Source organism: Saccharopolyspora sp. NPDC045839 (genome assembly GCF_056431645.1).
In genome coordinates this window covers 78776-100781 of sequence record NZ_JBWKKH010000026.1, presented here as the reverse complement: position 1 = coordinate 100781, position 22006 = coordinate 78776, and the positions used below count along the sequence as shown (strand labels likewise).

The window sequence follows — 22006 nt, the reverse complement described above, 5'->3', positions numbered from 1 at the left end:
GGATTCGCGGTAACTTCCGGTGGCGTAGTTGATCATCCGTTCGTGGACCGCGTCGCTCGGGCGGCGGATCCCGGACGCCCTCTTCGTGCCGGAGTCGCGCCATGCCCCAGCAGCATCGGGCCAAGCTCACCCGCCGCGCCATCTTGGCCGCCGCGGCGGAGGAGTTCGACCTGATCGGCTACGAAGCCGCCACGCTGAGTTCGGTGCTGCGGCGCTCCGGTGTCACCAAGGGCGCCTTCTACTTCCACTTCACGGCCAAGGAGGCGGTCGCCGAGGCGCTGGCCCGGCAGTACCTGCTGAACCTGACGGCGATGCGGCGGCGGTGGTCCGGCCGCAGCCTGGACCCGCTGTCGACGCTGGTCGGCCTGACCTCGGAAGCCGCCCGCAGGCTGGAGCGCGACGTCGTCCTGCGGGCAGGCATGCTGCTGGCCTGCAATCGGATCGGAGCGGAGTCCGACGGCTGGTACGAGGCGATCGGCGAGCTGGTGCGGAAGGCGACCGAGGCGGGACAGCTGCGCCCGGGCGTCGATCCGGCGGAAGCGGCGCGGGTGCTCTACGCGGCGCTGGTGGGCGCCCACACGGTCGGCGACGAGCCAGAGGGGCTGGTCGACCGCTTCGAGGAGATCTGGCGCGTGGTGCTCGCCGGGGTCGCCCGGGACGGCTGGCGCGCGGACGCCGAACTGACCGGCCAATCCTGAGGCGTGGATCACAAGTTTTCGATTGATCCCGTTTGCCGGGTTTCGGGCCCCTGGGAGACCCTCGGAGGCTGTCGAGCGCTCGTTGCCGCGGCCGGGCAGCGGTCCGTCATGATCGATGAAAACTGCAGGTAGAACGGCTATCGTGGGGTTTCGGGCCGTGCCGGATCGGCGGCGCTCGAGGGTTGCGCGCGACTTAAGGGACCCCCCGTTGCGGGGCCCGCGAAGGGGTGTCGTAAGCTTTCATCACTGCCAACGGGGCGCCCCGAAAGGGAAAGCCGGTTGGAGGCAAGGCCGGGTCGGTTTCGAATCGGCCAAGCCCCCATCGTCTAGCGGCCTAGGACGCCGCCCTTTCAAGGCGGTAGCGCGGGTTCGAATCCCGTTGGGGGTACGAACAACTGAAGATAGAGCATGGCCCAGTGGCGCAGTTGGTTAGCGCGCCGCCCTGTCACGGCGGAGGTCGCGGGTTCGAGTCCCGTCTGGGTCGCCAAGGCGAACGGCATTGCGCCGACGCTTCGGCCAGGTAGCTCAGTTGGTACGAGCGTCCGCCTGAAAAGCGGAAGGTCGGCGGTTCGACCCCGCCCCTGGCCACCGCTAAGAGCTGCAAAAACAGCCCCCGTCGATCTCGACGGGGGCTGTTTTCGTCTCACTTGTCGTCCCAGCCCGTCCAGAAGTGCGCGTTCAGCCGGTCGGCGAGGTCGCTTCGGAGGACGTCCGTCACGTGCCGGTGCTGCGGTCCAACTCCCGGCTCTACCCGGGTGGCCTTTCGCTGCGCTCGTGCAGCGAAGACATCTGGGTGTCGAGTCTGGCAGCGGCCTCGGCAGCCGCCTTGAGCTCGGCGGCGAAGCTCTCCGGCACCTCGCCGCCGCTCTTGTAGAGCAGCTCGTGCTCGACTGCGGCCCAGAAGTCCATCGCGATGGTGCGCAGCTGGAGTTCGACGGCGACCAGCTCGGTGCGGTCGGACAGGTGCACCGGCACCTTGATGATCAGGTGCAGGCTGCGGTAGCCGTTCGGCTTCGGCGCCGCGATGTAGTCCTTGGTCTGCACGATCTCGATCTGGTGCTGGCGGATGAGATCGCGGAGGAGGTAGACGTCGGAGATGAACGGGCACACGACGCGCACGCCGGCGATGTCGGTGAGGTGTTCGCGGGCCGACACCGGGTCGACCGGCAGCCCGCGCCGGGCGAGCTTGGCCGCGATCGCCTCCGGGCGTTTGATCCGCGAGCTGATGTGCTCGATCGGATCATGTTCGTGGGCGTAGTCGAACTCCTCGCTCCAGACCCGCAGCTTGGTCATGAGCTCGTCGACGCCGAACTTGTGCACCATCAGCAGGTCGCTGGTCCGGCGCACGAAGGCGAGGGCGTCGTCGCGGTCCATGCCGCCGAGCTGCTCGATGGCGCTGCGCTGCGGATAAGGCCACCCGCGCGAACCACCGCGCGATGATCTGTCCGCGGAACCCATCGACGTTCCTCCCCCCGGCTGCTCGGCTTCAGCCTAGGCCGGACCGGACGGCCGAGCCCGCGTTCAGGCGCGGAGTGAGAGGACGAAGACGCGGATCTCCTGATCTCCGGAGCGGCCCCGGTGACCAGTCGCACTGGGATCTGCTTGCCCCGCGCCTGCGCCTCGGCCTCCGGGTGCGCGACCAGGTTCGCCGACCACGCGGGGTGGTGCTGGGACCGACCGTGCCGGCCGCTGCGGCGTCCGGCCACGGCGAGCGCGAGCGTCACCGGTGGTCGCGCGCCGGTTGTTATTCTCGGCGGCCTGATGTCTGCAACCCTCGTCGCCACGAATCTCGCCGCCGGCCACGGCAACCGCTCCCTGTTCACCGGGCTCGACCTCGTCGTCGCGCCCGGCGACGTGATCGGGCTCGTCGGCGCCAACGGCGCCGGGAAGTCCACGCTGCTGCGGCTCCTCGCCGGGCTCGACGACCCGGAGCAGGGCGAGCTGCGGCTCTCCCCGCCCACCGCGACCGTCGGATACCTGCCGCAGGAGCCCGACCGCACGCCCGGGGAGACGGTGGCCCAGTTCCTCGCCCGGCGCACCGGCGTCGCCGCTGCGCAGCGCGCGATGGAAGCGGCAGCGGATGCGCTGGCGGAAAGCGCGCCCGGGGCCGACGACGCCTACGCCGCGAGCCTGGAGCGCTGGCTGAACCTCGGCGGCGCCGACCTGGACGAGCGCGCCGAAGGGGTCGCGGATTCGCTCGGCCTGATCATCGAACTCGACCAGGCCATGACCTCGCTGTCCGGCGGCCAGGCCGCCCGCGCGGGGCTCGCCTCGCTCCTGCTGTCCCGCTACGACGTGTTCCTCCTCGACGAGCCGACCAACGACCTCGACCTGGAGGGCCTGGAACTGCTGGAGGACTTCGTGCGCGGGCTGCGCGCCGGCACCGTCGTCGTCAGCCACGACCGCGAGTTCCTCACCCGCACCGTCAACAAGGTCCTCGAACTCGACCTGGCCCAGCAGCAGATCAACCTCTACGGCGGTGGCTACGACTCCTACCTGGAGGAGCGCGAGGTCGCGCGCCGGCACGCGCGGGACTCGTACGAGGAGTTCGCCGACAAGAAGTCCGCGCTGGAGGCGCGCGCCCGCATGCAGCGCGGGTGGATGGAGAAGGGCGTCAAGAACGCCCGCCGCAAGAACACCGACAACGACAAGGTCGGCCGCAAGTTCCGCTCCGAATCCACCGAGAAGCAGGCCGCCAAGGCGCGGCAGACCGAACGGCTCATCGAGCGGCTCGACGTCGTCGAGGAACCGCGCAAGGAGTGGGAGCTGCGGATGGAGATCGCCGTGGCGCCCCGCTCCGGCGCGGTCGTCGCGACCCTCCGCGATGCGGAGGTGCGGCGCGGCGACTTCGCGTTCGGGCCGGTGACGCTGCAGATCGACTGGGCGGACCGGGTCGCGATCACCGGGGCCAACGGTTCGGGCAAGTCGACGCTGCTCGGCGCGCTGCTCGGGCGGATCCAGCTGGACGCGGGGACCGCCGCGCTCGGCTCGGGCGTCGTCGTCGGCGAGGTCGACCAGGCCCGCGCGCTGTTCCACGGTTCGGAGTCGCTGCTCGACGCGTTCTGCGCGGCCGTGCCGGAAACCGAGACCGCCGAGGTCCGCACGTTGCTCGCCAAGTTCGGCCTCAAAGCCGACCACGTGCTGCGCCCGGCCGCCACGCTGTCGCCCGGCGAGCGCACGCGGGCCGCGCTGGCACTGCTGCAGGGGCGAGGCGTCAACCTCCTGGTGCTGGACGAGCCGACCAACCACCTCGACCTGCCCGCGATCGAGCAGCTGGAGTCGGCGCTGGACTCCTACGGCGGCACGCTCCTGCTGGTCACCCACGATCGCCGGATGCTCGACGCGGTGCGCACCAACCGCCGCCTGGAGATGGCGGACGGGAAGCTCACCGAGCTCGTGGGGTGAGCGTTCGCCTGCTCGCCCGGTGTTGGTCGTCCCGTTGTCGTACCCGGCCGCTAGCTTGATCAACGGCGTCGGCATCGGGAAGGGATGGGGATGAGCGCGATCCGAGAGGCTTATCTGCAGGCAGCCGAATCGGCCGCAGCGATGCTGGGCGATCCGGCGGTCGCGGCCGCGTGGGACCGGCCCAGCGCCCTGGCGGAGTTCAGCGTCCGCGGGCTGGCCGGGCACCTGGCGTCGCAGGTCCTCTTCGTTCCCCGGGTGCTCGCCGCCGCCGAACCGGAAGAAGGACCCGTGCCGCTCCTCGGCTACTACGCGCAGAGCGAGTGGATCGGCGCCGACGTCAACGCGGAGGTCAACGTCCGGCTCCGGGAGATGGGCGAGGACTTCGCGACCGAGGGGGCCGCGGCGCTGGTCGCCGAGGTCGACTCGGCCGTTCGGGATCTTCGTTCGGCCCTGCCCGCCACGCCGGCGGACCGGGCGGTGGCGTTCTCCCGGCGGGTGCTGGGCATCGACGACTTCCTGATCACCCGGATGATGGAGATCGCGGTGCACTCCGACGACCTGGCGTCGAGCGTGGGCATCGCCACGCCGGAGCTGCCGCCGGAGGCCTACGATCACGTGCTCGCGCTGCTCTCGCAGCTCGCGGTGCGGCGGCACGGGCAGACGGCCGTGCTGCGGGCGCTGAGCCGGGCGGAGCGCGCACCTGCCACGATCGCCGCGATCTGACCGCGGATCGGCCGGGCTCCGGGGCGTGGAAGGATCGGCGCATGGCGGACAACGAGGAGCCAGACCTGGCGGGCGGCCCCAACGCGCTGTGCTTCACCTGCGGCGGACTCCGCAAGCTCAGCGAGCCGCGGATCTACGTCGTGCAGGCCACCGAGGACATGCAGACCGGCATGACCATGGCGGAATGGCGGACCTGCCCGCAGTGCGGCGGCAAGGGCCACCTCTCCGGTCTCCACCCGCCGGCCTGACAGGGCCTGCTTCCCGGCTCGTTCCGCGTGGCGGTGGCGGGGCTGCGGCCCCGCAGAACCACGTCCGGACCAGCCCTGATGGTCCGGAGAAGTAGGGACGCCCCCGCGCTCAACCGGCCTGGGGGTTACCGGGAGTGCGGGGGCGTCAAGGTCCACCCCTGGGGGTCAGGTGGACGGCGTCCATGCTACTTCGTGGTATCCGAGATGTCTCTAGGGGCAGAGATCTTTTTTCTCCCGGACCGCCGCGAACCGGAGGAAGAACTGGGTCAGCGGCCCGATGGCCAACGCGTAGAGCACGGTGCCGACGCCGACGGTGCCGCCCAGCAGCCATCCGGCGGCGAGGACGCTGAGCTCGATGGCGGTGCGGACGACGCGCACCGACCAGCCGGTACGAGCGTGCAGGCCGGTCATCAGGCCGTCCCGCGGGCCCGGGCCGAGCCGCGCGCCGACGTACACCGCCGTCGCGATTCCGTTGAGCACGATGGCGGCGACCATCAGCGAGATTTGCCCCGGTAGCGCGTCGACCGGTGGTGTCACGGCGAGTGTGATGTCCACCGCGAACGCGATGACCACCACGTTGGCGACCGTGCCGATGCCGGGTCGCTGCCGCAGCGGCAGCCAGGCGAGCAGCACAGCCACGCCGGTCAGCGCGGTGACCGCCCCGAAGCTCCAGCCGAGCCGCTGGGACAGGCCCTCGTGCAGGACGTCCCACGGGTCGAGGCCCAGCTGGGCCCGGACCATGAACCCCATGCTGGCGCCGTAGAGCACCAGGCCGCCGAAGAGCTGTCCGAACCGGAGCAGCGGCCGGGTGCGGATCGGGAGCGGTGAGAGGTCCACTAGAGCTGATGTCGACGCCATGTGGACTTTCTAGCCTGCGATTGGACTTAAAGTCGATAGCCAATTGAACTATATTGGTCACATGTCGTTCACCCCGTCCGCGCACATCCACGGCCACAAGCTCGTCGAGTTGCTCGGTTCCTGGCACGGCACGGCGCGCCCGTCCTCCCAGGTGTTGGCCGCGGCGCTGCGGCAGCTGGCGCTGGACGGGAGACTGCCGCCGGGCACCAGGCTGCCGGCGGAACGCGAGCTCGCCGACGCCCTCGGGGTCAGCCGGACGCTGGTCGCGCGCACCCTGGACCGGCTGCGCGAAGAAGGTTTCGCGGCGAGCCGGCGCGGGGCCGGGTCGTGGGTGAAGCTGCCGGACCGGGAGCGCGACAACGAATCCCACGGCGGGTGGTTCCCGGCCGCGGACGGCGAGGTGCTGAACCTCGCGCAGGCCACGCCGAGCGCGCCGCCGGAGCTGTGCGCCGCGGTGGATCAGGCGCGACTGCGGTTCGCCGAGCAGCTGTCCAGCCACGGCTACCAGCCGCAAGGGCTGCCGGAGCTGCGCGAACAGATCGCCGAGCGCTACGCGAAGCGGGGGCTGCCGACCAACCCGGACCAGATCCTCGTCACCAGCGGCGCTCAGCACGGTTTCGCCCTCCTGCTCCGGATGCTGGTGTCGCCGGGCGAGCGGGTGCTCGTCGAGCACCCGACGTACCCGAACGCGCTGGAGGCGATCCGCGGGCTCAACGCCGCCCCGGTGGCGGTGCCAATGGTCGCGGACGGCTGGGACCTGGAGCTGCTGGCAGCGAGCCTGCGGCAGACCTCGCCGCGGTTGGCGTACCTGATCCCGGACTTCCACAACCCGACCGGAATCCGGCTGGATGCGGCCGGCCGGGAGCGGCTCGCCCGGGAGCTGGCGCGCACCTGCACCACCGCGGTCATCGACGAGACGCTCGCCGAGATCGACCTGACCGGTGGCGATGCGCCGCTGCCGATGGCCTCGTTCACCGATCGGGCGCTGCTGGTCGGGTCGGTGAGCAAGTCGTTCTGGGGCGGGCTCCGGCTCGGCTGGATCCGCGCGTCCGAAGACTTCGTGCAGCGCGCGGTGGTCGGCCGCGCCGCGGTGGACCTCGGCAGCCCGGTCCTCGAACAGCTGGTGCTGGCGGAGCTGCTGCGGGACGCCGACCGGCTGCTGGAGCGTCGGCGCGCCGAGTCCATCGAGCGCCGCGACCACCTCATCGCTGCCCTGGGCGAACACCTGCCGCATTGGCGCTTCCGCGTCCCGGACGGTGGCCTTTCGCTGTGGTGCGACATCGGCGCACCGGTCAGCAGCAGGCTCTCGGTGGCTGCGGAGCAGCACGGCGTGCGGGTGGCGCCGGGGGTGCGCTTCTCGGTGCACGGTTCGCTGGAGCGCTGGATGCGCGTCCCGTACACGTTGCCGGTCGATCAGCTGGAAGAGGCGGTCCGCCGTCTCGCGGCGGCGGCGTCGTCGATGCCGGACGGGCCCGGCCCGACCGCCTTGACGGCGCCGCTCGCCTGAACAGCCGACCGCCCGTCGGCACGGCCCCTCGTCGTGCCGACGGGCGGTTCGACCGCGGGCGCCGCCCCGGTGCCGCAGGGGCATTGCGGCACCGGGGCTCCGGGGGCCCAGTCCTCGGCTTTCCGGCAGGTCACCGACTTCGCCGGGGGATAGGCCGGGGCGCCCCGATTCCGATCCGGCCGGGCGCAGACGGCCGGCTCGGAGCTGGTGGGTGCGAACGTTCCCCAGGATTGCCGCCGGAGCGGCTCGGTGCAGCGTCAGTCGGGCGACGTCGATGGTTCGAATGACGGGACGCCGGTCGCCGGCCGGTCTTCCGGGTTGACGACGCAGGCGCACGCCGATCCGGCCTGGTCGGGGCCGGTCGGCAGGATCGCCGGCTGACCTCGCAGCCCGCCGCCCCAGGAGGTCGTTCCTGCGGACAGCGACGTGGCCGGTGCCGGGGGCGCCGGTGGTTCCGGCGCTGGGCTGGTCGGTGGCGTGATGTGGGACGGGGCGGCCGCGTCCGGGGCCCGGGGTTCCGGGAGGGTCCGGGCGGCCGTGGTGGGTACCGGCGACCGCTTCGGCAGCAGGGCCGCCCGGTCGTCGGTGGCCGGCGCGGCGGCGCGCTGGTGCGGTGGTGGCGCGAACGTCGCCGGAGCCGGCGGGACATCGTCGGTGTCGTCGGCGATGGCGGTGGGCTGGTCGGCTTCGCCGATCGGCGTGACCGGGCGGTCGATTCGAGGTGGTTCGATCGCGGGCGCTGCCGGTTCCGGCCGCTCGACCACGGGCCGTGCCACCGGATCGAGCTCGGTGTCGGGCTTCGCCACCAGGTCGACGACGACGCGCTCCACCTCGATCCGGGGAGGTTCGAGCTCGACGGCATCGGCGGCGCCGGTGATGCCGAGCCACCCGCCGATGCCCAGGCCGCCGGTGAACACCGCCCGCGTCGCGAGCGCGCGGAGCCGCGACCAGGGACTGCGCTGCGCGCAGGCTCCCGTCACGGTCACCACCGCCTGTCGGTCGGGTCCGCGCGGCCGGGCGCGGCGCTGGCGTCGGGTGCGCCGGGGTGATCGGCGCGGTATGAGCATTCAACCACCTGAGGTGGCGGTTTCGGGGCACCGACCGCGACGGGTGCGGCGGTCGCACTCGCATTCTCCACGGAATCGGGCGGCCAGGAAAGATCTCCGGCGTCGTCGTACGGGTGAGGTCGGGGGCGGCCGGCGGCGTGTCCGCAGTGGACAGATCGGGTGCCCGGCACAGTGTCCGCTGTGGATCAAGAGCGCGAAATCCGGCTGAGCATCGGCGAACTTGAGGAGTTCTGGGCTTCCCACGGGCACGATCTGCTGCTGCACGATCCCGGCGGCAGCGGCGAATGCCTGGTGCGGCGGGGCGAGCTCATCGCGCCGGCGAGCGACTTGGATCCGGTCCTCGACCGGTACCGCCGTTGGGTCGACGACGTGCAGCACGACGACGATCTGCTGCTGGCCAGGGTTCGGCTGCGGGGCGCGGAGCGGGACCGGTGCGTCGATCTCGCCCGGGAGGCGGGTGTCGCCGCCAACCACGTGCACTTCGGCTGCTCGATCATGTACGGGATGCCGGTGATGTGGGGGACCGGGGCGGATGCGAAGGCGGGCCCGGCACTTCCGGAACCGCCGTCGCGGCAGTGGGATCCGCCGGTCGTGGTCGGGGTGCTGGACACCGGGTTCGACCCGCACCCGTGGTTCCAGGACCGGCCGTGGTTCGAGGCAGTGCCGGAGGTGCTGGACGCCGACGGCGACGCGGGCCAGGACCGCCAGGCGGGCCACGGCACGTTCGTCAGCGGCGTGGTGCTGCAACACGCGCCGGGCGCGGTGATCCGTGCGCGCCGGGTGCTTTCGTCGCTCGGGTTCACCGATGACTGCACCGTCGCGACCGGGCTTCGTGCGTTGCGACGATCGGCCGAGGCGCGCGGCGAACGCATCGGTGTCGTCGTGCTGACCGCCGGCTGCCACACCGCGGACGACGAGTGCCCGCCGATCCTGCGCGCGGAGTTGCGCAACTGGCTGGGCACCGTCGTTGTCGCCGCCGCTGGGAATCACGGGCAGACCAGGCCGTTCTGGCCCGCAGCGCTGCCCTCGGTGGTCGCGGTGGCGGCGACCGGGGCCGACGGCGCGGTCACCGAGTTCTCCAACTCCGGGCCGTGGGTCGATGCCGCCGCGCCCGGGGTGGATGTGGCGAGCAGCTTCGTGCGGATGGATCCCGGCGGCGATCGCCGATTCGGCTACGCGCGCTGGAGCGGGACGTCGTTCGCCGCGCCGCAGGTCGCCGCCGCCGCTGCGAACGCGTTGCGGGACGGCCTGAATCCGAACGAGGCACGCGATCTTGCTCGTCGGCATTACCCGTTCGAGCGGTAATCGGCGCGAAGTGAATCTACGAGCACCTCTGCTTCCTCTTATTACGCGGGAGGAAAGAAGATCGCCGAACGGGGAGAGGTGCTTGGTCGTGCACGAGGTCGGGGAGGCCCGGACGTCGGCGGTGCTGTTGCGCCGCGCGGCATCCGGTGATCAGCAGGCGTGGCAGGAACTGGTGGATCGCAACGCGCCGGTGCTCTGGGGCGTGTCGCGGGCGTTCACGACGAACAACGCGGACGCCGAGGACATCTACCAGGCCACCTGGTTGCTGCTGGCGGAGAACCTGGGGCGGCTGCGCGAACCGGAGTCGCTGTCCGGGTGGCTGGTGACCACCGCGCGGCGGGAGTCGATGCGGTTGCGCCGGGCGCGGCGGCGGGAATCGCCGGTCGGGCTGGATTCCGGCGATCTCGGGCCGCCGGACCACGCGGAGGACCCGGAGCACAAGGTGCTGCGGGCTATGACGAGTTCGCGGCTGGCGCAGTCGTTCGCCCAGCTGCCGCAGCGCTGCCAGCAGTTGCTGCGGGTGCTGGCGGTCGCGCCGGAGACGACCTATTCCCAGGTCAGTCAGGCCCTGGGGATGCCGAGGGGAACGATCGGGCCGAAGAAGAGCCGCTGCCTGGCGGAGCTGCGGCGGCTCATGCTGGCCGCCGACGTCCCGGAAGAGGTGGCGGGATGAGCCGGTGGATGCCGTCGGAGCTGTGGCGGTTGCGCGACATGTTCCAGTCCTGCGACCCGGTTCCGGAGCACGCCCTGGCGGGCGCGTACTCGGCCATGGCGCGGCGCTCGCCGCACCCGGACCAGACGGCGCTGGAGCTCGTCGGCGACTCGGCGGAGTCGCCGGCGAGGGTCCGGTCCGGGCGGCCGGAGCCACGGGTGCTGACCTTCGCGATGCCCGGCCGGGTGCTGGAGATCGACCTGGTCCCGACCGTGGCCGGCCAGTACCGGGCGTCCGGGATGGTGCTGAACCGGGCGGGGCACGCCCCGCCGGCGGGCGAGGTCGTGCTCCGCCATCCGGCCGGGGAATGCGCGGGCCACCTGGACGAGCACGGCGCGTTCCGGGTGGCCGACGTGCCCCGCGGCCCGATCAGCGTGGTGTTCCGGCCGCTCCGGTCGGCGCCCGCCGTCGCCGATTGGCTGGTCTGTTGAGCGCCGGGACGGCGGTGGCACCGCCGGCCGAGATCACCGCGGCGCTGTGGTGGCGGGACAACGCCGGCGCGGCACCGGAGCCGGCCATGCGCAAGGCCGAGGAGCTGCTGTCGGGCACCGGCGACGCGGAGTTGAGAGTGCTCGCCCGGCACATCGCGGCGCTCGCGGCGGTCGAGCGCGGGAAGGTGCGGCAGGCGCAGCGGCATGCGCGCCTCGGGTTGGCCGCGGCCAACCGGACCGGGCAGCCGGAGCGGGCCGCGCAGCTGCGGCTCACGCTCGCGTGGATCGAGATGGAGCGCGGCGCGACGAGCGCGAGCTGGGCGCAGCTGGTGGCGGCGGAGCCGTCGCTACCCGCTGCGGACCAGACCCGGGCCGCTTGCCTGCGTGGCCTCCTGCACTGCCAGAGCGACCAGCACCACGAGGCGATTGCCGAGCTGAGCCGGGCCTTGCGGAGCCTGTCGGTGGGCGACGATCGGCGCTGGCGGGCGAACGCGCTGCTGGGGCGTGGCCTGGCGAACCTGTACACCAACAGGTTGGCCGCCGCGGAGGCGGATCTTGCCGCCGCGGAACGGGTTTTCGCCTCGGACGGCAGGACCGCACGGGCGGCGGGCTGCCTGCACAACCGCGGTTGCGTCGCGTTCCGGGCCGGTGATCTGCCGCGTGCGCTGCGGCTGTTCGAGGAGGCGGTGGCCGCCGGGCTGGACGTCGAGTCGAACCCGGAGGCGCTGGTGGACCGGGCGGAGGCGTTGGCGGCGGCCGGGTTGCGCGGCGAGGCCCGGGCGGCGATGGAGCACGCGGCCGACCGGTTGGCCGCCTGCGGCCGGGCCGGTCGGCTCGCCGAAACCCGGCTGGCGCTGGCCGGCTGCGCGCTGCGGGACGGCGATGCGGCCGCCGCCGCCGAGGCCGCGAGCAGCGCACGGCAGTTGTTCCGCGCGCAGCGGCGCCCGGCGTGGGCGGCGTTGGCGACGGCCATCGCATGGCAGGCGAAGCTGCGCGGCGGCCAGCGCTCCCGCTACGCGTTCGGGGCCGCGCGGCGAGCCGCCGCCGCGTGCGAGGAGGCCGGGTGGATCGGGCCTGCGGCCGAGTTGCGGCTCATCGCCGGTCGGAGTGCTGCCCGCGCTGGGATGCACGCGTTGTCCCGCAAGCTCTTCGCGCTGTGCGTCCCGCTGCGCGACGAGCTTTCGGGGCCTCCGCAACATCGGGCGCTGGGGTGGCTGGCCGAAGCGCTGCTGGCCGACCAGGACGGCGATGTGGACCGGGTGTTCGCGGCGTGCCGGGGCGGGTTGCAGGCCGTTGACGGCCAGGCGGCCGGGATGGCGGCGTTCGAGCTGCGGGTGCACGCGCTCGGTCTGGCGGGCGAACTGGGCGACATCGCGGTCGGCGCCGCGCTCCGCACCGGCGATCCGCGGCTGGTCCTGCGCTGGACCGAGCGGTCGCGGTGCAGCGCGCTGCACCGCCGGGTGCTGCGGCCGCCGACGGATTCGAGGCTGAACTCCGCGCTGGTGCGGCTGCGCGCCGCGGTGCTGGCGGCGCAGGGCAGCCGCGACCCGAAGCGAGCGCTGGCCACCATCGCGGAGCTGGAGGAGCAGGTGCGCCACCGCGCGATGCTGGTGCGCGGCCGCACCAGCGGCCTCCAAGCGCCCGGCGGCATCGACGACGTCATCGCGGAGCTCGGCGATTCCGTGCTGCTCAGCCTCTTCTCCCACGACGATCGGCTGTTCGCGGTGTCCATTGTGGATGGGGATGTCGGGCTGCACGTGCTCGGTCCGGAGGCGAACGCGGAAGGCCACGCGGCCCGTCTCCGGCACTTGCTCGCGCGGCAGGCGGTGGGCACCGCGCCGAGCGCGGCGCCGGTCTTCGAGATGAGCGCGCGCCGCGAGGCGGAGGAGCTGCAGGCGCAGCTGCTCGCACCGGTGCTGCCCGCGCTCGAACGAGGCCGGCCGCTCGTCGTGATCCCGACCGGGCGCCTGCACGTGCTGCCGTGGGCGGCGCTACCGGCGTGCCGCGGGCGCAGCGTGACCGTGAGCCCGTCGTTGCGGTGCTGGTTGCGCGGCGCATCGGACTCGCGGAGCGCGGATCGGGCCGGTGCGCCGGTGTGGATCGCAGGCCCCGGCCTGGAGCACGCGGAGCGGGAGGTCGAGGGCCTGCACGCGGTCGCGGGCGGGCGGCTGCTGGTGGGCGCCGAGGCGATCTCGGAGCGGGCCCTATCCACTGTGGACGGGGCGGCGATCGTGCACATCGCCGCACACGGCCGGTTCCGGGACGACCAACCGCTGCTGTCGTGCGTGGATCTCGCCGACGGGCCGCTGTACGCCTACGACCTGGACCGGCTGCACCGCGGCCCCACCACGGTGGTGCTGTCGGCCTGCGACGTGGGCCGGTCGGTGGTCAGCCGGGGCGACCAGCTCAGCGGCCTTGCGACCACGCTCCTCGGGCGCGGCACCGCGACGGTGATCGCCAGCGTCGTGCCGGTCCCGGACGAGCGCACGGCAGGCGTGATGACGTCGCTGCACCGCGCGCTCCGCGCGGGCCGCCCCGCCGCTGCGGCGCTGGCGGAAGCCCAAGCGGAGCACGGCGAAACCGGGTTCGTCTGCCTCGGGTACGGAGGTGGTCGATGACCGGAACGTGCCGCGTCAGCGGAGCTTGTGGAGGCGCCGGATCGCTTCTTCCAGGACCTCGTCGCGCTTGCAGAAGGCGAACCGCACCAGGTGCTTGGAGTTCTCCGGGTGGTCGCAGAAGACCTGCACCGGGATCGCGGCGAGCCCGATCCGCTCCGGCAGCGAGCGGCACAGCTCGGCGCCGTCCGCGAAGCCCAGCGGCCGGACGTCGGCGCAGATGAAGTAGGTGCCCTCGCTGGCGAGCACGTCGAAGCCCGCCTCGGTCAGCCCGCCGGCGAGCCGGTCCCGCTTGCGCTGGAGGTCGTCGCGCAACCGATCGACCCAGGCGAGCTCGTTGCGCAGGGCGTGCGCGACGGCGGGCTGGAACGGCGCGCCGCCGACGAAGGTCATGAACTGCTTGGCCGCCCGCACGGCGGCGACGAGCTCGGCCGGACCGCAGATCCAGCCGATCTTCCAGCCGGTGGCGCTGAAGCTCTTGCCCACGCTGGAGATCGACAGCGTCCGCTCGGCCATCCCGGGCAGGGTGGCCAGCGGGCGGTGCTTGCGGCCGTCGAAGATCAGGTGTTCGTAGACCTCGTCGGTGATGGCGATCACGTCGTTGTCGCGGCAGACCTCGGCGATCACGGCCAGCTCGGCGTCGGTGAACACGGTGCCGGTCGGGTTGTGCGGCGAGTTCAGCACCAGGGCGCGAGTCTGCGGCCCGACGGCGGCGCGCAGCGCCTCGACGTCGAGCTCGAAGCGGTGGTCGGGGCCCTGCCGCAGCGCGACGGTCCGGCGCACCCCGCCGGCCATCGCGATGGCGACCGGGTAGGAGTCGTAGTACGGCTCGACGAGCACCACCTCGTCGCCGGGCTCGACCAGGGCGAGCATCGCGGCCGTCAGCGCCTCGGTCGCGCCGACTGTGACCAGCACCTCGTCCTCGGGGCGGTGCTCGATGCCGTAGCGCGCCTGGCGGTGCTCGGAGATCGCGGCCCGCAGGTCCGGCTCGCCGGCGCCTGGCGGGTACTGGTTGACGCCGTTGGCGATGGCTTCCTGCGCGACGCGCAGCATGCCCGCAGGGCCGTCGGTGTCCGGGAAGCCCTGCCCGAGGTTGACCGCGCCCGTCCGCCGGGCGAGCTCGGTGATCTCGGCGAAGATCGTGGACGTGAAGGGCCGCAACCGGCTGGTGAGGGCAGGAGTACGCACGTTTCCGCAGGGTAGTCGAAACTGCCGGTGCGACGCTCGGTCGTCTCGCGCTGTGGTCCGCGAGCAGCGGTGCTGGGGGCCTGCGGCCGCTGCCGGATCGCCGTGCCGCGTCGGCGTTCTTCAAGCGCTGCCACAATCGGTATGTGCAGCCGACAGCGGAAACCGACAGTGACAAGCGCCGTGGCCTCCGGCGGATGAAGGCGGTGGCCGGCGGATTCCTGCTGGTCGCGACCCTGATCTACGTGATCGCCCGCTGGCAGGAGAACGCCGGCGCCGACGCCTGGGTGGGGTACGTGCGGGCCGCGGCCGAGGCCGGCATGGTCGGTGCGCTGGCGGACTGGTTCGCGGTCACCGCGCTGTTCCGGCGGCCGCTGGGCCTGCCGATCCCGCACACCGCGATCATCCCGACCCGCAAGGACATGATCGGCCGCAGCCTCGGCGACTTCGTCGGCTCGAACTTCCTGGCCGAGCAGGTGGTGCGGGACAAGCTGCGCCGCGCGGAGATCGGCCGCCGCCTCGGCGGCTGGCTCGACGACGCCGACCACGCCGAGCGGGTCACCTCGGAGCTGGCCACGGCGGTGCGCGGCGCCGTGCAGGTGCTGCGGGACGAGGACGTGCAGGCCGTGCTGGAGCAGGCGGTCGTGCGCAAGGTGCTCGCCCAGCCCTGGGGGCCGCCGCTGGGCCGGATCCTCGGCCAGGTCTTCGCCGACGGCTCGCACCACAAGCTCGTCGACCTGATCTGCGACCGGGCCTACGACTGGGTGCGGGACAACCACGAGACCGTGCTGCGCGTGGTCAGCCAGCGCGCGCCGTCGTGGTCGCCGAAGTTCTTCGACGCCATCGTGGCCGACAAGATCTACGCCGAGGTGCTGTCGTTCGCGTGGGCGGTCAAGACCGACCCGGAGCACCCGATGCGCAAGGCCGTCGACCGCTTCCTGGTGGAGTTCGCCGACGACCTGCAGAACGACCCGAAGACGATGGCCAAGGCCGAGCAGATCCAGCAGCAGGTGCTGGAGCACCCGGAGGTGCAGAACCTCGTCTCCTCGGCGTGGGGCACCGCCAAGAAGATGCTGCTCGACGCGGCCGAGGACCCGTCGAGCGAGCTGCGGGTGCGGGTGCGCGAAGGGCTGCGTTCGCTCGGCCGCCGGCTGGTCGAGGAGCCGGAGTTGCAGTCCAAGGTGGACGGTTGGGTGGAGGGCGCCGTGGCCTACGTGGTGTCCAACTACCGCGACGAGCTGACCACGCTGATCACGGAGACGGTGGAGCGCTGGGACGCGCAGGAGACGTCCCGCAAGATCGAGCTCCAGGTCGGCCGGGACCTGCAGTTCATCCGCATCAACGGCACCGTGGTCGGCGCCCTCGCCGGCCTGCTGATCCACACCCTCTCCCAGCTGTTCCTCTGAGCGCCGGAGTTTCGGTTGCTGTTGGGGATGTGGTGACATTCGGTAGGGCGGTTTGTCGTCTTTGAAGCGGCGCAGCCGCTTAGCTCACCCTCGCAGCTTGCGCCGCCGCGGGTTTCTCCACAGTGCCTTGCGGGGACACCCCGCACTCCGAGCTATCTCGCGAGGACAGCCCCGACGTGGTGAATTGGCATCCATGATGTCGGGGATCCCACAGCGAGAAGACGCCTGAGGGGCTGCCACCCGCGCCGCCTCGCAGAGCAGGTTCGGAAACAAGCTCTTCAGCTGGTGTGACGTTCCCGCCAGGAGCGGGCCTTCTCGCGGTTGCCGCACACGCGCATCGAGCACCAGGTGCGGGAGCGGTTGCGGGAGCGGTCGTAGAACGCCCACAGGCAGTCGTCGGCCGGGCAGATCTTGATCCGGTCCCAGCGCCCGGTGTGCACGAGTCTGGACGCGGCCACCAGCACGCTCCCGATCGCATCGCCGCCGGTCAGCGTCGGAACGCCGTTGTGCAATCGGACCTGGACCGGCCAGGCCGTTTCGAAACCCGCCTGCGGCCGGACGCCGCAGGACACCGCGGTGCGCATCGAGTCCCGGATCTCCCGCGCCGCATCGACGCCCGGTGCCTTGCCGAGGCCTTGGTCGATGCACCACTGCTGCCACTGCCCGGGATCGTCCATGATCTCGGTGCCCTTCTCGGCGTCGCAGGTGTTCAGGAAGGCCAGGACCAGCTCTATGTCGTGGTCGAAGTCGAGTTCGACGCCCTCCGGCGCCGACGGGCGATCCACCTCCGGAGCGACAGCTCTGCTGTTCACGAACACCATCGTAAGCCAATAGGGGGTTGTGCCGACCTCATGTAACCAACATAATCACTACACCGGTTAGTAACCGGTGAACGTGTTTGACAGGTTGGAGTGTGGCGGTGAATCAGATCCAGATCGAGCTGTACGGGTACTCCGAGAGCGGCCGCGAACTGACTGCGCGTGCCGTGCGCGGTGCCGAGATCGACCGGGCGCTGAAGGAAGGGGGCCTGCTCCGTCCTGCGTGGCTCGACCGGTTCGCCAACTGGTGGGCCTCGGCGACGGCGGCGCTGAGGCCCGGCGCCGCGGTGGATCCCGGTCCGGCTCCGCGTGGCTGCCTCAACTGACGACGAGAGGGATGACTATGACGACGACCTTGCGCTTGGCCGCCTTCGCGATCGACTGCCCGGACCCGCGCGCGCTGGCCGAGTTCTACGGGCGGTTGCTGGGCTGGGGGGAGATCGACGACTCCGAGGCCGGCGAGGGCTGGATCGAGCTCGTGGACCCGGCCGGCGGCGCGCGGCTGGCGTTCCAGCGCGACCCCGGCTACCGTCCGCCGACCTGGCCGAGCCGGGACGTGCCGCAGATGATGCACCTCGACATCCGGGTGCGGACGCTCGCGGAGGGCCACGAGCAGGCGATCGCGGCGGGCGCGACACTGCTGCCGCAACCGCCCGACCACCCGGATGCGAAGTGGCGCGTCTACGCCGACCCGGCCGGCCACCCGTTCTGCATGTGCGCCGGTGAGGACTGATCGCCGGAGCGGGCCCGTTCCCGGAAGCCGCCTCGGCCCCGCTGTCGCCGGCAACGACGGCGAGGATGCCCGGATCGAGTGCAAGCAGAGTGCTTGCAAGAGTTAGCACTCATGCGTATCGTGGTTGGTGACCGGAAAGGTGCTAGCCCGATGGAACGCGTGGACAAAGCCGTCAACAAGGCCGTCAACCAGGCGGTAAGCGACCTCGGCAGCTACATCCGGACGCAACGCAACAACGCCCAGATCTCGTTGCGGCAGCTGGCGAAACTCGCCGGCGTGTCGAACCCCTACCTGAGCCAGGTGGAGCGCGGGCTGCGCAAGCCCAGCGCGGAGATCCTGCAGCAGATAGCCAAGGGACTGCGGATCTCCGCCGAAGCGCTCTACGTGCAGGCCGGGATCTTGGAGCGCCGCGAGAGCGGGCCGGTGGTGGACGCGATCCTCGCCGACCCGGAGCTCAACGAGCGGCAGAAACAAGTGCTTCTGGACATCTACGCCTCGTTCCGGCGGGAGCACGACACCGCGGCGGACGGGGACACCGAGCAACCCGAGGAGTGACCGCCATGCCGGCTTTCCCGAAGACCGACGACGTGAACAAGGTGCGCGAGCAGGCCGCGCACGCCCTGGGCGAGGCCGTCGAGCAGGCCCGCACCCCGCTGCTCGCCGCGCTCGGCGCCGGTGACCTCGCAGCCCAGGCCCTCCTGGAAGCGGTCAACAAGGTCCGCACCCAGCTCAACGAGCGCGCCGAGGCCGCGCGCCAGGACCTTCCCGGCGACTTCGGCGAGCTGCGCGACAAGTTCGATCCGGCCGAGCTGCGCAAGCGCGTCGACGCCTACAGCCAGACCGCGAAGAACCTCTACGACTACCTGGCCGAGCGCGGCGAGGAGACGCTGCACCGGCTGCAGGACCAGCCGCAGGTCAAGAAGGTCTGGGACCAGGTGGGCACCGCGCAGGGCAAGGTCGAGGACACCGTCGACGAGGTCCGCGACCTGGCCGACGACGTGCTCGGCAAGGTCAGCCGCCCGTTCGGCAAGACCGAGGAAGCGGCCGCCGAGGAGCCGAAGGCCGCCGAGCCCGAGGCCGAGGCGTCCGCCGCCAAGCCCGCCGCGAAGACCACGGCCGCACGGACCACCACGCGCAAGACCCCGACCAAGTCGACCGCCGCGAAGAAGTCCTCGACCAGCAAGTCCAGCGAGAGCTGACGGTCCGGCAGGGTGCCCACTGCGCCGACGACCACGTAGGGTGGGCATGTGGAGCTGGCGCTTTGGATCCTGACGATCATCTGGATTGCGGGCATCCCGGTCGGGGTTTTCGCTTTCGTGCACGCTGCGTCGCAGCGCGCGGACGCTTTCACCGCCGTGGACAAGCTGAACAAGCTGGCCTGGATGGGTATCACGGGCGTCGCCGCGCTCGTGCTGATCTTCAGCACGCTAGGACCGTTCACGATCATCTGGATCGCCGGGCTGATCGCCTCGCTGGTCTACATCGTCGACGTCCGGCCCAAGGTGAAGGAAGTCCAGGGGCGGTCCTGGTAGTGCGGGCTCGCTGGACGGCGCACGGCCGCGGAGCCCCGGTGACGCTGGTCGTGCACGGTTTGGGCGCGACCGAAGGCGAAGCCCGCATCCCGGCCTCCGGGCTGCCGGGCACCCGCGTCGTCGTGGCGCTTCCGGGGCACGGCAGCGCCGACGACGCGCCGCCGGACTACTGGAACTACGGCTCGATCGCGGCGGATGTCCTCGCCGTGGCGGACGAGGTCGAGGCGACCCGCGCTGTCGGCGTCTCGCTCGGCGCCGGCGCGTTGACGCGCATCGCCGCGGAGCACCCGGACCGGTTCGAGCGGCTCGCGCTGCTGTTGCCCGCCGCCCTGGACAGGCCGCGCGAGGTGGCCGCGACCTGGGCTTTCGAGCGGCTCGCGGCGGCGGTCGCGGCCGGCGGCAAGACGTTGCGCGAGACCGTGGCCGCAGACCTGCCCGAGGGCGTGGAGGTCGGCGACTACGTCGAACGCCGCGCCGAGGCGCTGCTGCGGTTGGAAGACGCGCTGCGCGAGCTGCCGGAGCAGGTTCCGGTGCCGGACGCCGCCGTGCTGGCCGGTGTCCGGTCGGACGTGCTGGTCGTCGGCGCCACCGACGATCCGCTGCACCCGGCCGAGGTCGCCAAGGCGGTGGCCGCGGCCTTCGCCCGCGCGAGGCTGGAGGTCCTGCCCTCCCCGGCGCCGATGCTCACGCACCGCCGGGAGCTGCGCCGCCTGCTGGTGGACTTCCTCGGCTGAACCCGCGTCCGGCCGCTCAGGCGGGATTCGTATTGTCTGGTCATGGGTGTTGATTGGTCTGCGGCGGCTGGAACGCTGGACGTCACGTCGGCGCTGGAGCGCCTCGAACTGCTCGCCGAGCCGGTCGTGGTCGCGGTTCGGGAGCTCGACGACGAGCGGATCGGGGCGACCGAGATCGACCCGGATCTGGCGGACACCGCCGCGTTCTGCGAGAAGTACGGCTCGCCGCTGGAGCTGTCGGCGAACTGCGTGGTGGTCGCGGGCAAGCGCGCCGGTGAGGTGCGCTACGCCGCGTGCGTGGTGCTGGCCACGACCCGCGCCGACGTCAACGGCGTGGTCAAGCGGCGGCTGGACGTGCGCAAGGCGTCGTTCGCGCCGATGGACGACGCGGTGCGGCTCACCGGCATGGAGTACGGCGGGATCACGCCGTTCGGGCTGCCCGCCGACTGGCCGATCCTGGTGGACTCCGAGGTTGCCGCGGCCCCGGCCGTGGTCGTCGGCAGCGGCGTCCGGCGAAGCAAGATCATCACGCCGGGCGAGCTCCTGGCGCAGCTCCCGGGCGCAGAAGTCCTGGAGGGCCTCGGCCGCTGAGTCGTGAGTGGTAATTCCGGCTCCTACCGGAATTACCACTCACGACCCTTGGAAGCCCCTGCCCTGCGGTCCGAAGTGGACTGGATGCGTGAGGAGTCATGCATGCGTTGCCGGCGCATCCTCGCCGATCGCGACCGTGTCTGATTTTTCTTATCCCACAGCAGATTTCGGAAGTAACCTCTCAGGTTCTGGCTTCAGTTGGCCACTTTCGTCCTCTTCGACCTGCTGATCCTGGCCGCAGCGGTCCAACCCTGGTGGCCGGGCGTGCGCCTCCCCTCCAGCGCGCCCGGCCACCGGATCAGAAGACGACGGTGCGGCGGCCGTGGACCAGGACCCGGTCTTCGAGGTGCGCGCGCAGGCCCCGGGCCAGCACGAGCTTCTCGGCGTCGCGGCCCTTGCGGACCATGTCCGTCACGTCGTCGGTGTGGTCCACGCGGATCACGTCCTGCTCGACGATCGGTCCCGCGTCGAGCTCCGCGGTCACGTAGTGGCACGTCGCGCCGATGAGCTTCACGCCGCGCTCGTACGCCTGGTGGTACGGGCGGGCGCCGGCGAACGACGGCAGGAAGCTGTGGTGGATGTTCAGCGCCCGGCCGGCCCACGCCTCGCACAGCTCGGGCGGCAGCACCTGCATGAAGCGGGCGAGCACGATCGCGTTCGGGTCGTGGTCGTCCACCAGCTTCCGGACCTCCCGGAACGCCGCCGCCTTCGCGTCCGGGTCCTTGCCGAACGGCACGTGGTGGAACGGGATGCCGTGCGCCTCGGTGATGGGGCCCAGGTCCTGGTGGTTGCCGATCACCGCGCGCAGGTCGACGTCGAGCTCCCCGGAGCCGATGCGGCCGAGCAGGTCGTGCAGGCAGTGGCCTTCCTTCGACACCAGGATCACCACGCGCCGCCGCTCGCCGGTGTCCGTCACCCGCCATTCGGTGCGGCTGCCGAGCTCGTCGGCGACGTCGGCGAACCGGTGGCGCAGCTCGTCGATGCCGAACGGCAGCGAGTCCGCGCGGACCTCCTGCCGGGTGAAGAACCAGCCGGTGTTGATGTCGGTGTGGTAGCCGGCCTCGACGATCCAGCCGCCGTGCTCGGCGATGAAGGTCGCGATGCGGGCGACGATCCCGGTGCGGTCCGGGCACCCGAGGCTGATGACGAAACGACGTTCGGAAGGGCTCACGGCCGGGGATTATCGCAGGTAGCAATGGTCGTACCGGCAACAGGCCGAGCCATGGAACGCCCAGTAGGAGTCGCCGTTTCGCCTGGACGGGTGCCGTGAGCGCCTTGGACCGTTCCGGAGGGGGTGCCGTGGGGATGCGGGATGGGTCCGGTGTCTTGGACATGGTGAAGCCGCTTGGCGGCCGAGTGGTGTGACGCGGCGTTTTTTTTTTGGAACCACCACCCCCAAGGGGGGGGGAGACCCGCTTTCCCCCCCCAAAAAACACAC

The 22006-nt window shown here is 71.8% G+C and carries 23 protein-coding genes and 3 tRNA genes; 20 read left to right on the top strand and 6 right to left on the bottom strand.

Going from position 1 to position 22006, the window contains the following annotated elements; translation table 11 throughout:
- Positions 1-101: 101 nt before the first annotated feature.
- From AC07EQ_RS30295 to AC07EQ_RS30280, 4 genes are all read left to right on the top strand, one after another.
- Positions 102-698 (top strand): ScbR family autoregulator-binding transcription factor, encoded by a 597-nt coding sequence (locus AC07EQ_RS30295; RefSeq protein ID WP_478391268.1) that lies wholly within the window; start codon positions 102-104, stop codon positions 696-698.
- A gap of 315 nt (positions 699-1013) precedes the next feature.
- A tRNA-Glu gene (locus AC07EQ_RS30290) sits at positions 1014-1086 on the top strand.
- Between the two features lie 22 nt (positions 1087-1108).
- Positions 1109-1185: transfer RNA gene (locus AC07EQ_RS30285), tRNA-Asp, on the top strand.
- 27 nt (positions 1186-1212) lie between these two features.
- Positions 1213-1286 (top strand) — tRNA-Phe (locus AC07EQ_RS30280).
- A 159-nt stretch (positions 1287-1445) separates the two neighbouring features.
- Here AC07EQ_RS30280 and AC07EQ_RS30275 read toward each other — a convergent pair.
- A complete protein-coding gene (locus tag AC07EQ_RS30275; RefSeq protein ID WP_478391267.1) occupies positions 1446-2156 on the bottom strand; it encodes a GTP pyrophosphokinase in 711 nt (236 codons plus the stop codon).
- A gap of 303 nt (positions 2157-2459) precedes the next feature.
- Here AC07EQ_RS30275 and AC07EQ_RS30270 point away from each other — a divergent pair, with 303 nt between their 5' ends.
- The 3 genes from AC07EQ_RS30270 (at position 2460) to AC07EQ_RS30260 (ending at position 5074) form a co-directional block, all read left to right on the top strand.
- On the top strand, positions 2460-4103 hold the full coding sequence (locus tag AC07EQ_RS30270) for an ABC-F family ATP-binding cassette domain-containing protein (RefSeq protein WP_478391266.1): 1644 nt from the start codon (positions 2460-2462) through the stop codon (positions 4101-4103).
- Between the two features lie 90 nt (positions 4104-4193).
- Positions 4194-4826 (top strand): maleylpyruvate isomerase N-terminal domain-containing protein, encoded by a 633-nt coding sequence (locus AC07EQ_RS30265; RefSeq protein WP_478391265.1) that lies wholly within the window; start codon positions 4194-4196, stop codon positions 4824-4826.
- Positions 4827-4867: 41 nt separating this feature from the next.
- Positions 4868-5074, top strand: coding sequence for a hypothetical protein (locus AC07EQ_RS30260; protein WP_478391264.1), 207 nt, complete (start codon positions 4868-4870; stop codon positions 5072-5074).
- A 210-nt stretch (positions 5075-5284) separates the two neighbouring features.
- Here AC07EQ_RS30260 and yczE read toward each other — a convergent pair whose 3' ends face one another.
- Positions 5285-5932: a membrane protein YczE gene (yczE, locus tag AC07EQ_RS30255; RefSeq protein ID WP_478391263.1), complete on the bottom strand. Its 648-nt coding sequence runs from the start codon at positions 5930-5932 to the stop codon at positions 5285-5287.
- A gap of 61 nt (positions 5933-5993) precedes the next feature.
- On the opposite strand from yczE, the gene yczR reads away from it, so the two are divergent.
- A complete protein-coding gene (gene yczR / locus AC07EQ_RS30250; RefSeq protein WP_478391262.1) occupies positions 5994-7439 on the top strand; it encodes a MocR-like transcription factor YczR in 1446 nt (481 codons plus the stop codon).
- Between the two features lie 257 nt (positions 7440-7696).
- Here the strand turns inward: yczR and AC07EQ_RS30245 are convergent, their stop codons facing one another.
- Positions 7697-8419, bottom strand: coding sequence for a hypothetical protein (locus AC07EQ_RS30245; RefSeq protein WP_478391261.1), 723 nt, complete (start codon positions 8417-8419; stop codon positions 7697-7699).
- Between the two features lie 267 nt (positions 8420-8686).
- Between AC07EQ_RS30245 and AC07EQ_RS30240 the strand changes: the two genes are divergently transcribed.
- From AC07EQ_RS30240 to AC07EQ_RS30225, 4 genes are all read left to right on the top strand, one after another.
- Positions 8687-9811 (top strand): S8 family peptidase, encoded by a 1125-nt coding sequence (locus tag AC07EQ_RS30240; protein WP_478391260.1) that lies wholly within the window; start codon positions 8687-8689, stop codon positions 9809-9811.
- 88 nt (positions 9812-9899) lie between these two features.
- Entirely contained in the window at positions 9900-10484 is a 585-nt protein-coding gene (locus AC07EQ_RS30235; protein ID WP_478391306.1) for an RNA polymerase sigma factor, read from the top strand.
- Positions 10481-10954 (top strand): hypothetical protein, encoded by a 474-nt coding sequence (locus tag AC07EQ_RS30230; protein ID WP_478391259.1) that lies wholly within the window; start codon positions 10481-10483, stop codon positions 10952-10954. Before AC07EQ_RS30235 ends, AC07EQ_RS30230 begins: the two co-directional genes overlap by 4 nt.
- Positions 10951-13572 (top strand): CHAT domain-containing protein, encoded by a 2622-nt coding sequence (locus AC07EQ_RS30225; RefSeq protein ID WP_478391258.1) that lies wholly within the window; start codon positions 10951-10953, stop codon positions 13570-13572. Before AC07EQ_RS30230 ends, AC07EQ_RS30225 begins: the two co-directional genes overlap by 4 nt.
- 15 nt (positions 13573-13587) lie before the next feature.
- On the opposite strand, the gene AC07EQ_RS30220 is transcribed toward AC07EQ_RS30225, so the two are convergent.
- Complete coding sequence (locus AC07EQ_RS30220; protein WP_478391257.1) at positions 13588-14757, bottom strand: pyridoxal phosphate-dependent aminotransferase; 1170 nt, start codon at positions 14755-14757, stop codon at positions 13588-13590.
- A gap of 194 nt (positions 14758-14951) precedes the next feature.
- Between AC07EQ_RS30220 and AC07EQ_RS30215 the strand changes: the two genes are divergently transcribed.
- The gene (locus tag AC07EQ_RS30215) at positions 14952-16160 is read left to right on the top strand and encodes a DUF445 domain-containing protein (protein ID WP_478391305.1); all 1209 of its coding nucleotides are present in this window, start codon (positions 14952-14954) and stop codon (positions 16158-16160) included.
- A gap of 278 nt (positions 16161-16438) precedes the next feature.
- Here the strand turns inward: AC07EQ_RS30215 and AC07EQ_RS30210 are convergent, their stop codons facing one another.
- Positions 16439-16981 carry a CGNR zinc finger domain-containing protein gene (locus AC07EQ_RS30210; RefSeq protein ID WP_478391256.1) on the bottom strand — a complete coding sequence of 181 codons (543 nt, stop codon included), beginning with the start codon at positions 16979-16981 and terminating at the stop codon, positions 16439-16441.
- Positions 16982-17079: 98 nt separating this feature from the next.
- On the opposite strand from AC07EQ_RS30210, the gene AC07EQ_RS30205 reads away from it, so the two are divergent.
- The 7 genes from AC07EQ_RS30205 (at position 17080) to AC07EQ_RS30175 (ending at position 20568) form a co-directional block, all read left to right on the top strand.
- Positions 17080-17304, top strand: a complete 225-nt coding sequence (locus AC07EQ_RS30205; protein WP_478391255.1) for a hypothetical protein — start codon at positions 17080-17082, stop codon at positions 17302-17304.
- Positions 17305-17321: 17 nt separating this feature from the next.
- Entirely contained in the window at positions 17322-17711 is a 390-nt protein-coding gene (locus AC07EQ_RS30200) for a VOC family protein (RefSeq protein WP_478391254.1), read from the top strand.
- Positions 17712-17861: 150 nt separating this feature from the next.
- Positions 17862-18266 carry a helix-turn-helix domain-containing protein gene (locus AC07EQ_RS30195; protein WP_093269388.1) on the top strand — a complete coding sequence of 135 codons (405 nt, stop codon included), beginning with the start codon at positions 17862-17864 and terminating at the stop codon, positions 18264-18266.
- Between the two features lie 5 nt (positions 18267-18271).
- Positions 18272-18910: a hypothetical protein gene (locus tag AC07EQ_RS30190; protein ID WP_478391253.1), complete on the top strand. Its 639-nt coding sequence runs from the start codon at positions 18272-18274 to the stop codon at positions 18908-18910.
- 48 nt (positions 18911-18958) lie between these two features.
- A complete protein-coding gene (locus AC07EQ_RS30185) occupies positions 18959-19243 on the top strand; it encodes a DUF2516 family protein (RefSeq protein WP_132489869.1) in 285 nt (94 codons plus the stop codon).
- 38 nt (positions 19244-19281) lie between these two features.
- A complete protein-coding gene (locus tag AC07EQ_RS30180; protein ID WP_478391252.1) occupies positions 19282-19977 on the top strand; it encodes an alpha/beta fold hydrolase in 696 nt (231 codons plus the stop codon).
- Positions 19978-20019: 42 nt separating this feature from the next.
- A complete protein-coding gene (locus tag AC07EQ_RS30175) occupies positions 20020-20568 on the top strand; it encodes a YbaK/EbsC family protein (RefSeq protein ID WP_478391251.1) in 549 nt (182 codons plus the stop codon).
- A 298-nt stretch (positions 20569-20866) separates the two neighbouring features.
- On the opposite strand, the gene purU is transcribed toward AC07EQ_RS30175, so the two are convergent.
- On the bottom strand, positions 20867-21739 hold the full coding sequence (gene purU / locus AC07EQ_RS30170; protein ID WP_478391250.1) for a formyltetrahydrofolate deformylase: 873 nt from the start codon (positions 21737-21739) through the stop codon (positions 20867-20869).
- Positions 21740-22006 lie beyond the last annotated feature (267 nt).

Excerpts from the sequence above, each read along its gene's own strand:
- AC07EQ_RS30295 (WP_478391268.1), top strand. The coding sequence starts at position 102 with ATGCCCCAGCAGCATCGGGCCAAGCTCACCCGCCGCGCCATCTTGGCC.
- AC07EQ_RS30275 (WP_478391267.1), bottom strand. The coding sequence starts at position 2,156 with ATGGGTTCCGCGGACAGATCATCGCGCGGTGGTTCGCGCGGGTGGCCT.
- AC07EQ_RS30270 (WP_478391266.1), top strand. The coding sequence starts at position 2,460 with ATGTCTGCAACCCTCGTCGCCACGAATCTCGCCGCCGGCCACGGCAAC.
- AC07EQ_RS30265 (WP_478391265.1), top strand. The coding sequence starts at position 4,194 with ATGAGCGCGATCCGAGAGGCTTATCTGCAGGCAGCCGAATCGGCCGCA.
- AC07EQ_RS30260 (WP_478391264.1), top strand. The coding sequence starts at position 4,868 with ATGGCGGACAACGAGGAGCCAGACCTGGCGGGCGGCCCCAACGCGCTG.
- yczE (WP_478391263.1), bottom strand. The coding sequence starts at position 5,932 with ATGGCGTCGACATCAGCTCTAGTGGACCTCTCACCGCTCCCGATCCGC.
- yczR (WP_478391262.1), top strand. The coding sequence starts at position 5,994 with ATGTCGTTCACCCCGTCCGCGCACATCCACGGCCACAAGCTCGTCGAG.
- AC07EQ_RS30230 (WP_478391259.1), top strand. The coding sequence starts at position 10,481 with ATGAGCCGGTGGATGCCGTCGGAGCTGTGGCGGTTGCGCGACATGTTC.
- AC07EQ_RS30215 (WP_478391305.1), top strand. The coding sequence starts at position 14,952 with ATGAAGGCGGTGGCCGGCGGATTCCTGCTGGTCGCGACCCTGATCTAC.
- AC07EQ_RS30210 (WP_478391256.1), bottom strand. The coding sequence starts at position 16,981 with ATGGTGTTCGTGAACAGCAGAGCTGTCGCTCCGGAGGTGGATCGCCCG.
- AC07EQ_RS30200 (WP_478391254.1), top strand. The coding sequence starts at position 17,322 with ATGACGACGACCTTGCGCTTGGCCGCCTTCGCGATCGACTGCCCGGAC.
- AC07EQ_RS30195 (WP_093269388.1), top strand. The coding sequence starts at position 17,862 with ATGGAACGCGTGGACAAAGCCGTCAACAAGGCCGTCAACCAGGCGGTA.
- AC07EQ_RS30190 (WP_478391253.1), top strand. The coding sequence starts at position 18,272 with ATGCCGGCTTTCCCGAAGACCGACGACGTGAACAAGGTGCGCGAGCAG.
- AC07EQ_RS30175 (WP_478391251.1), top strand. The coding sequence starts at position 20,020 with ATGGGTGTTGATTGGTCTGCGGCGGCTGGAACGCTGGACGTCACGTCG.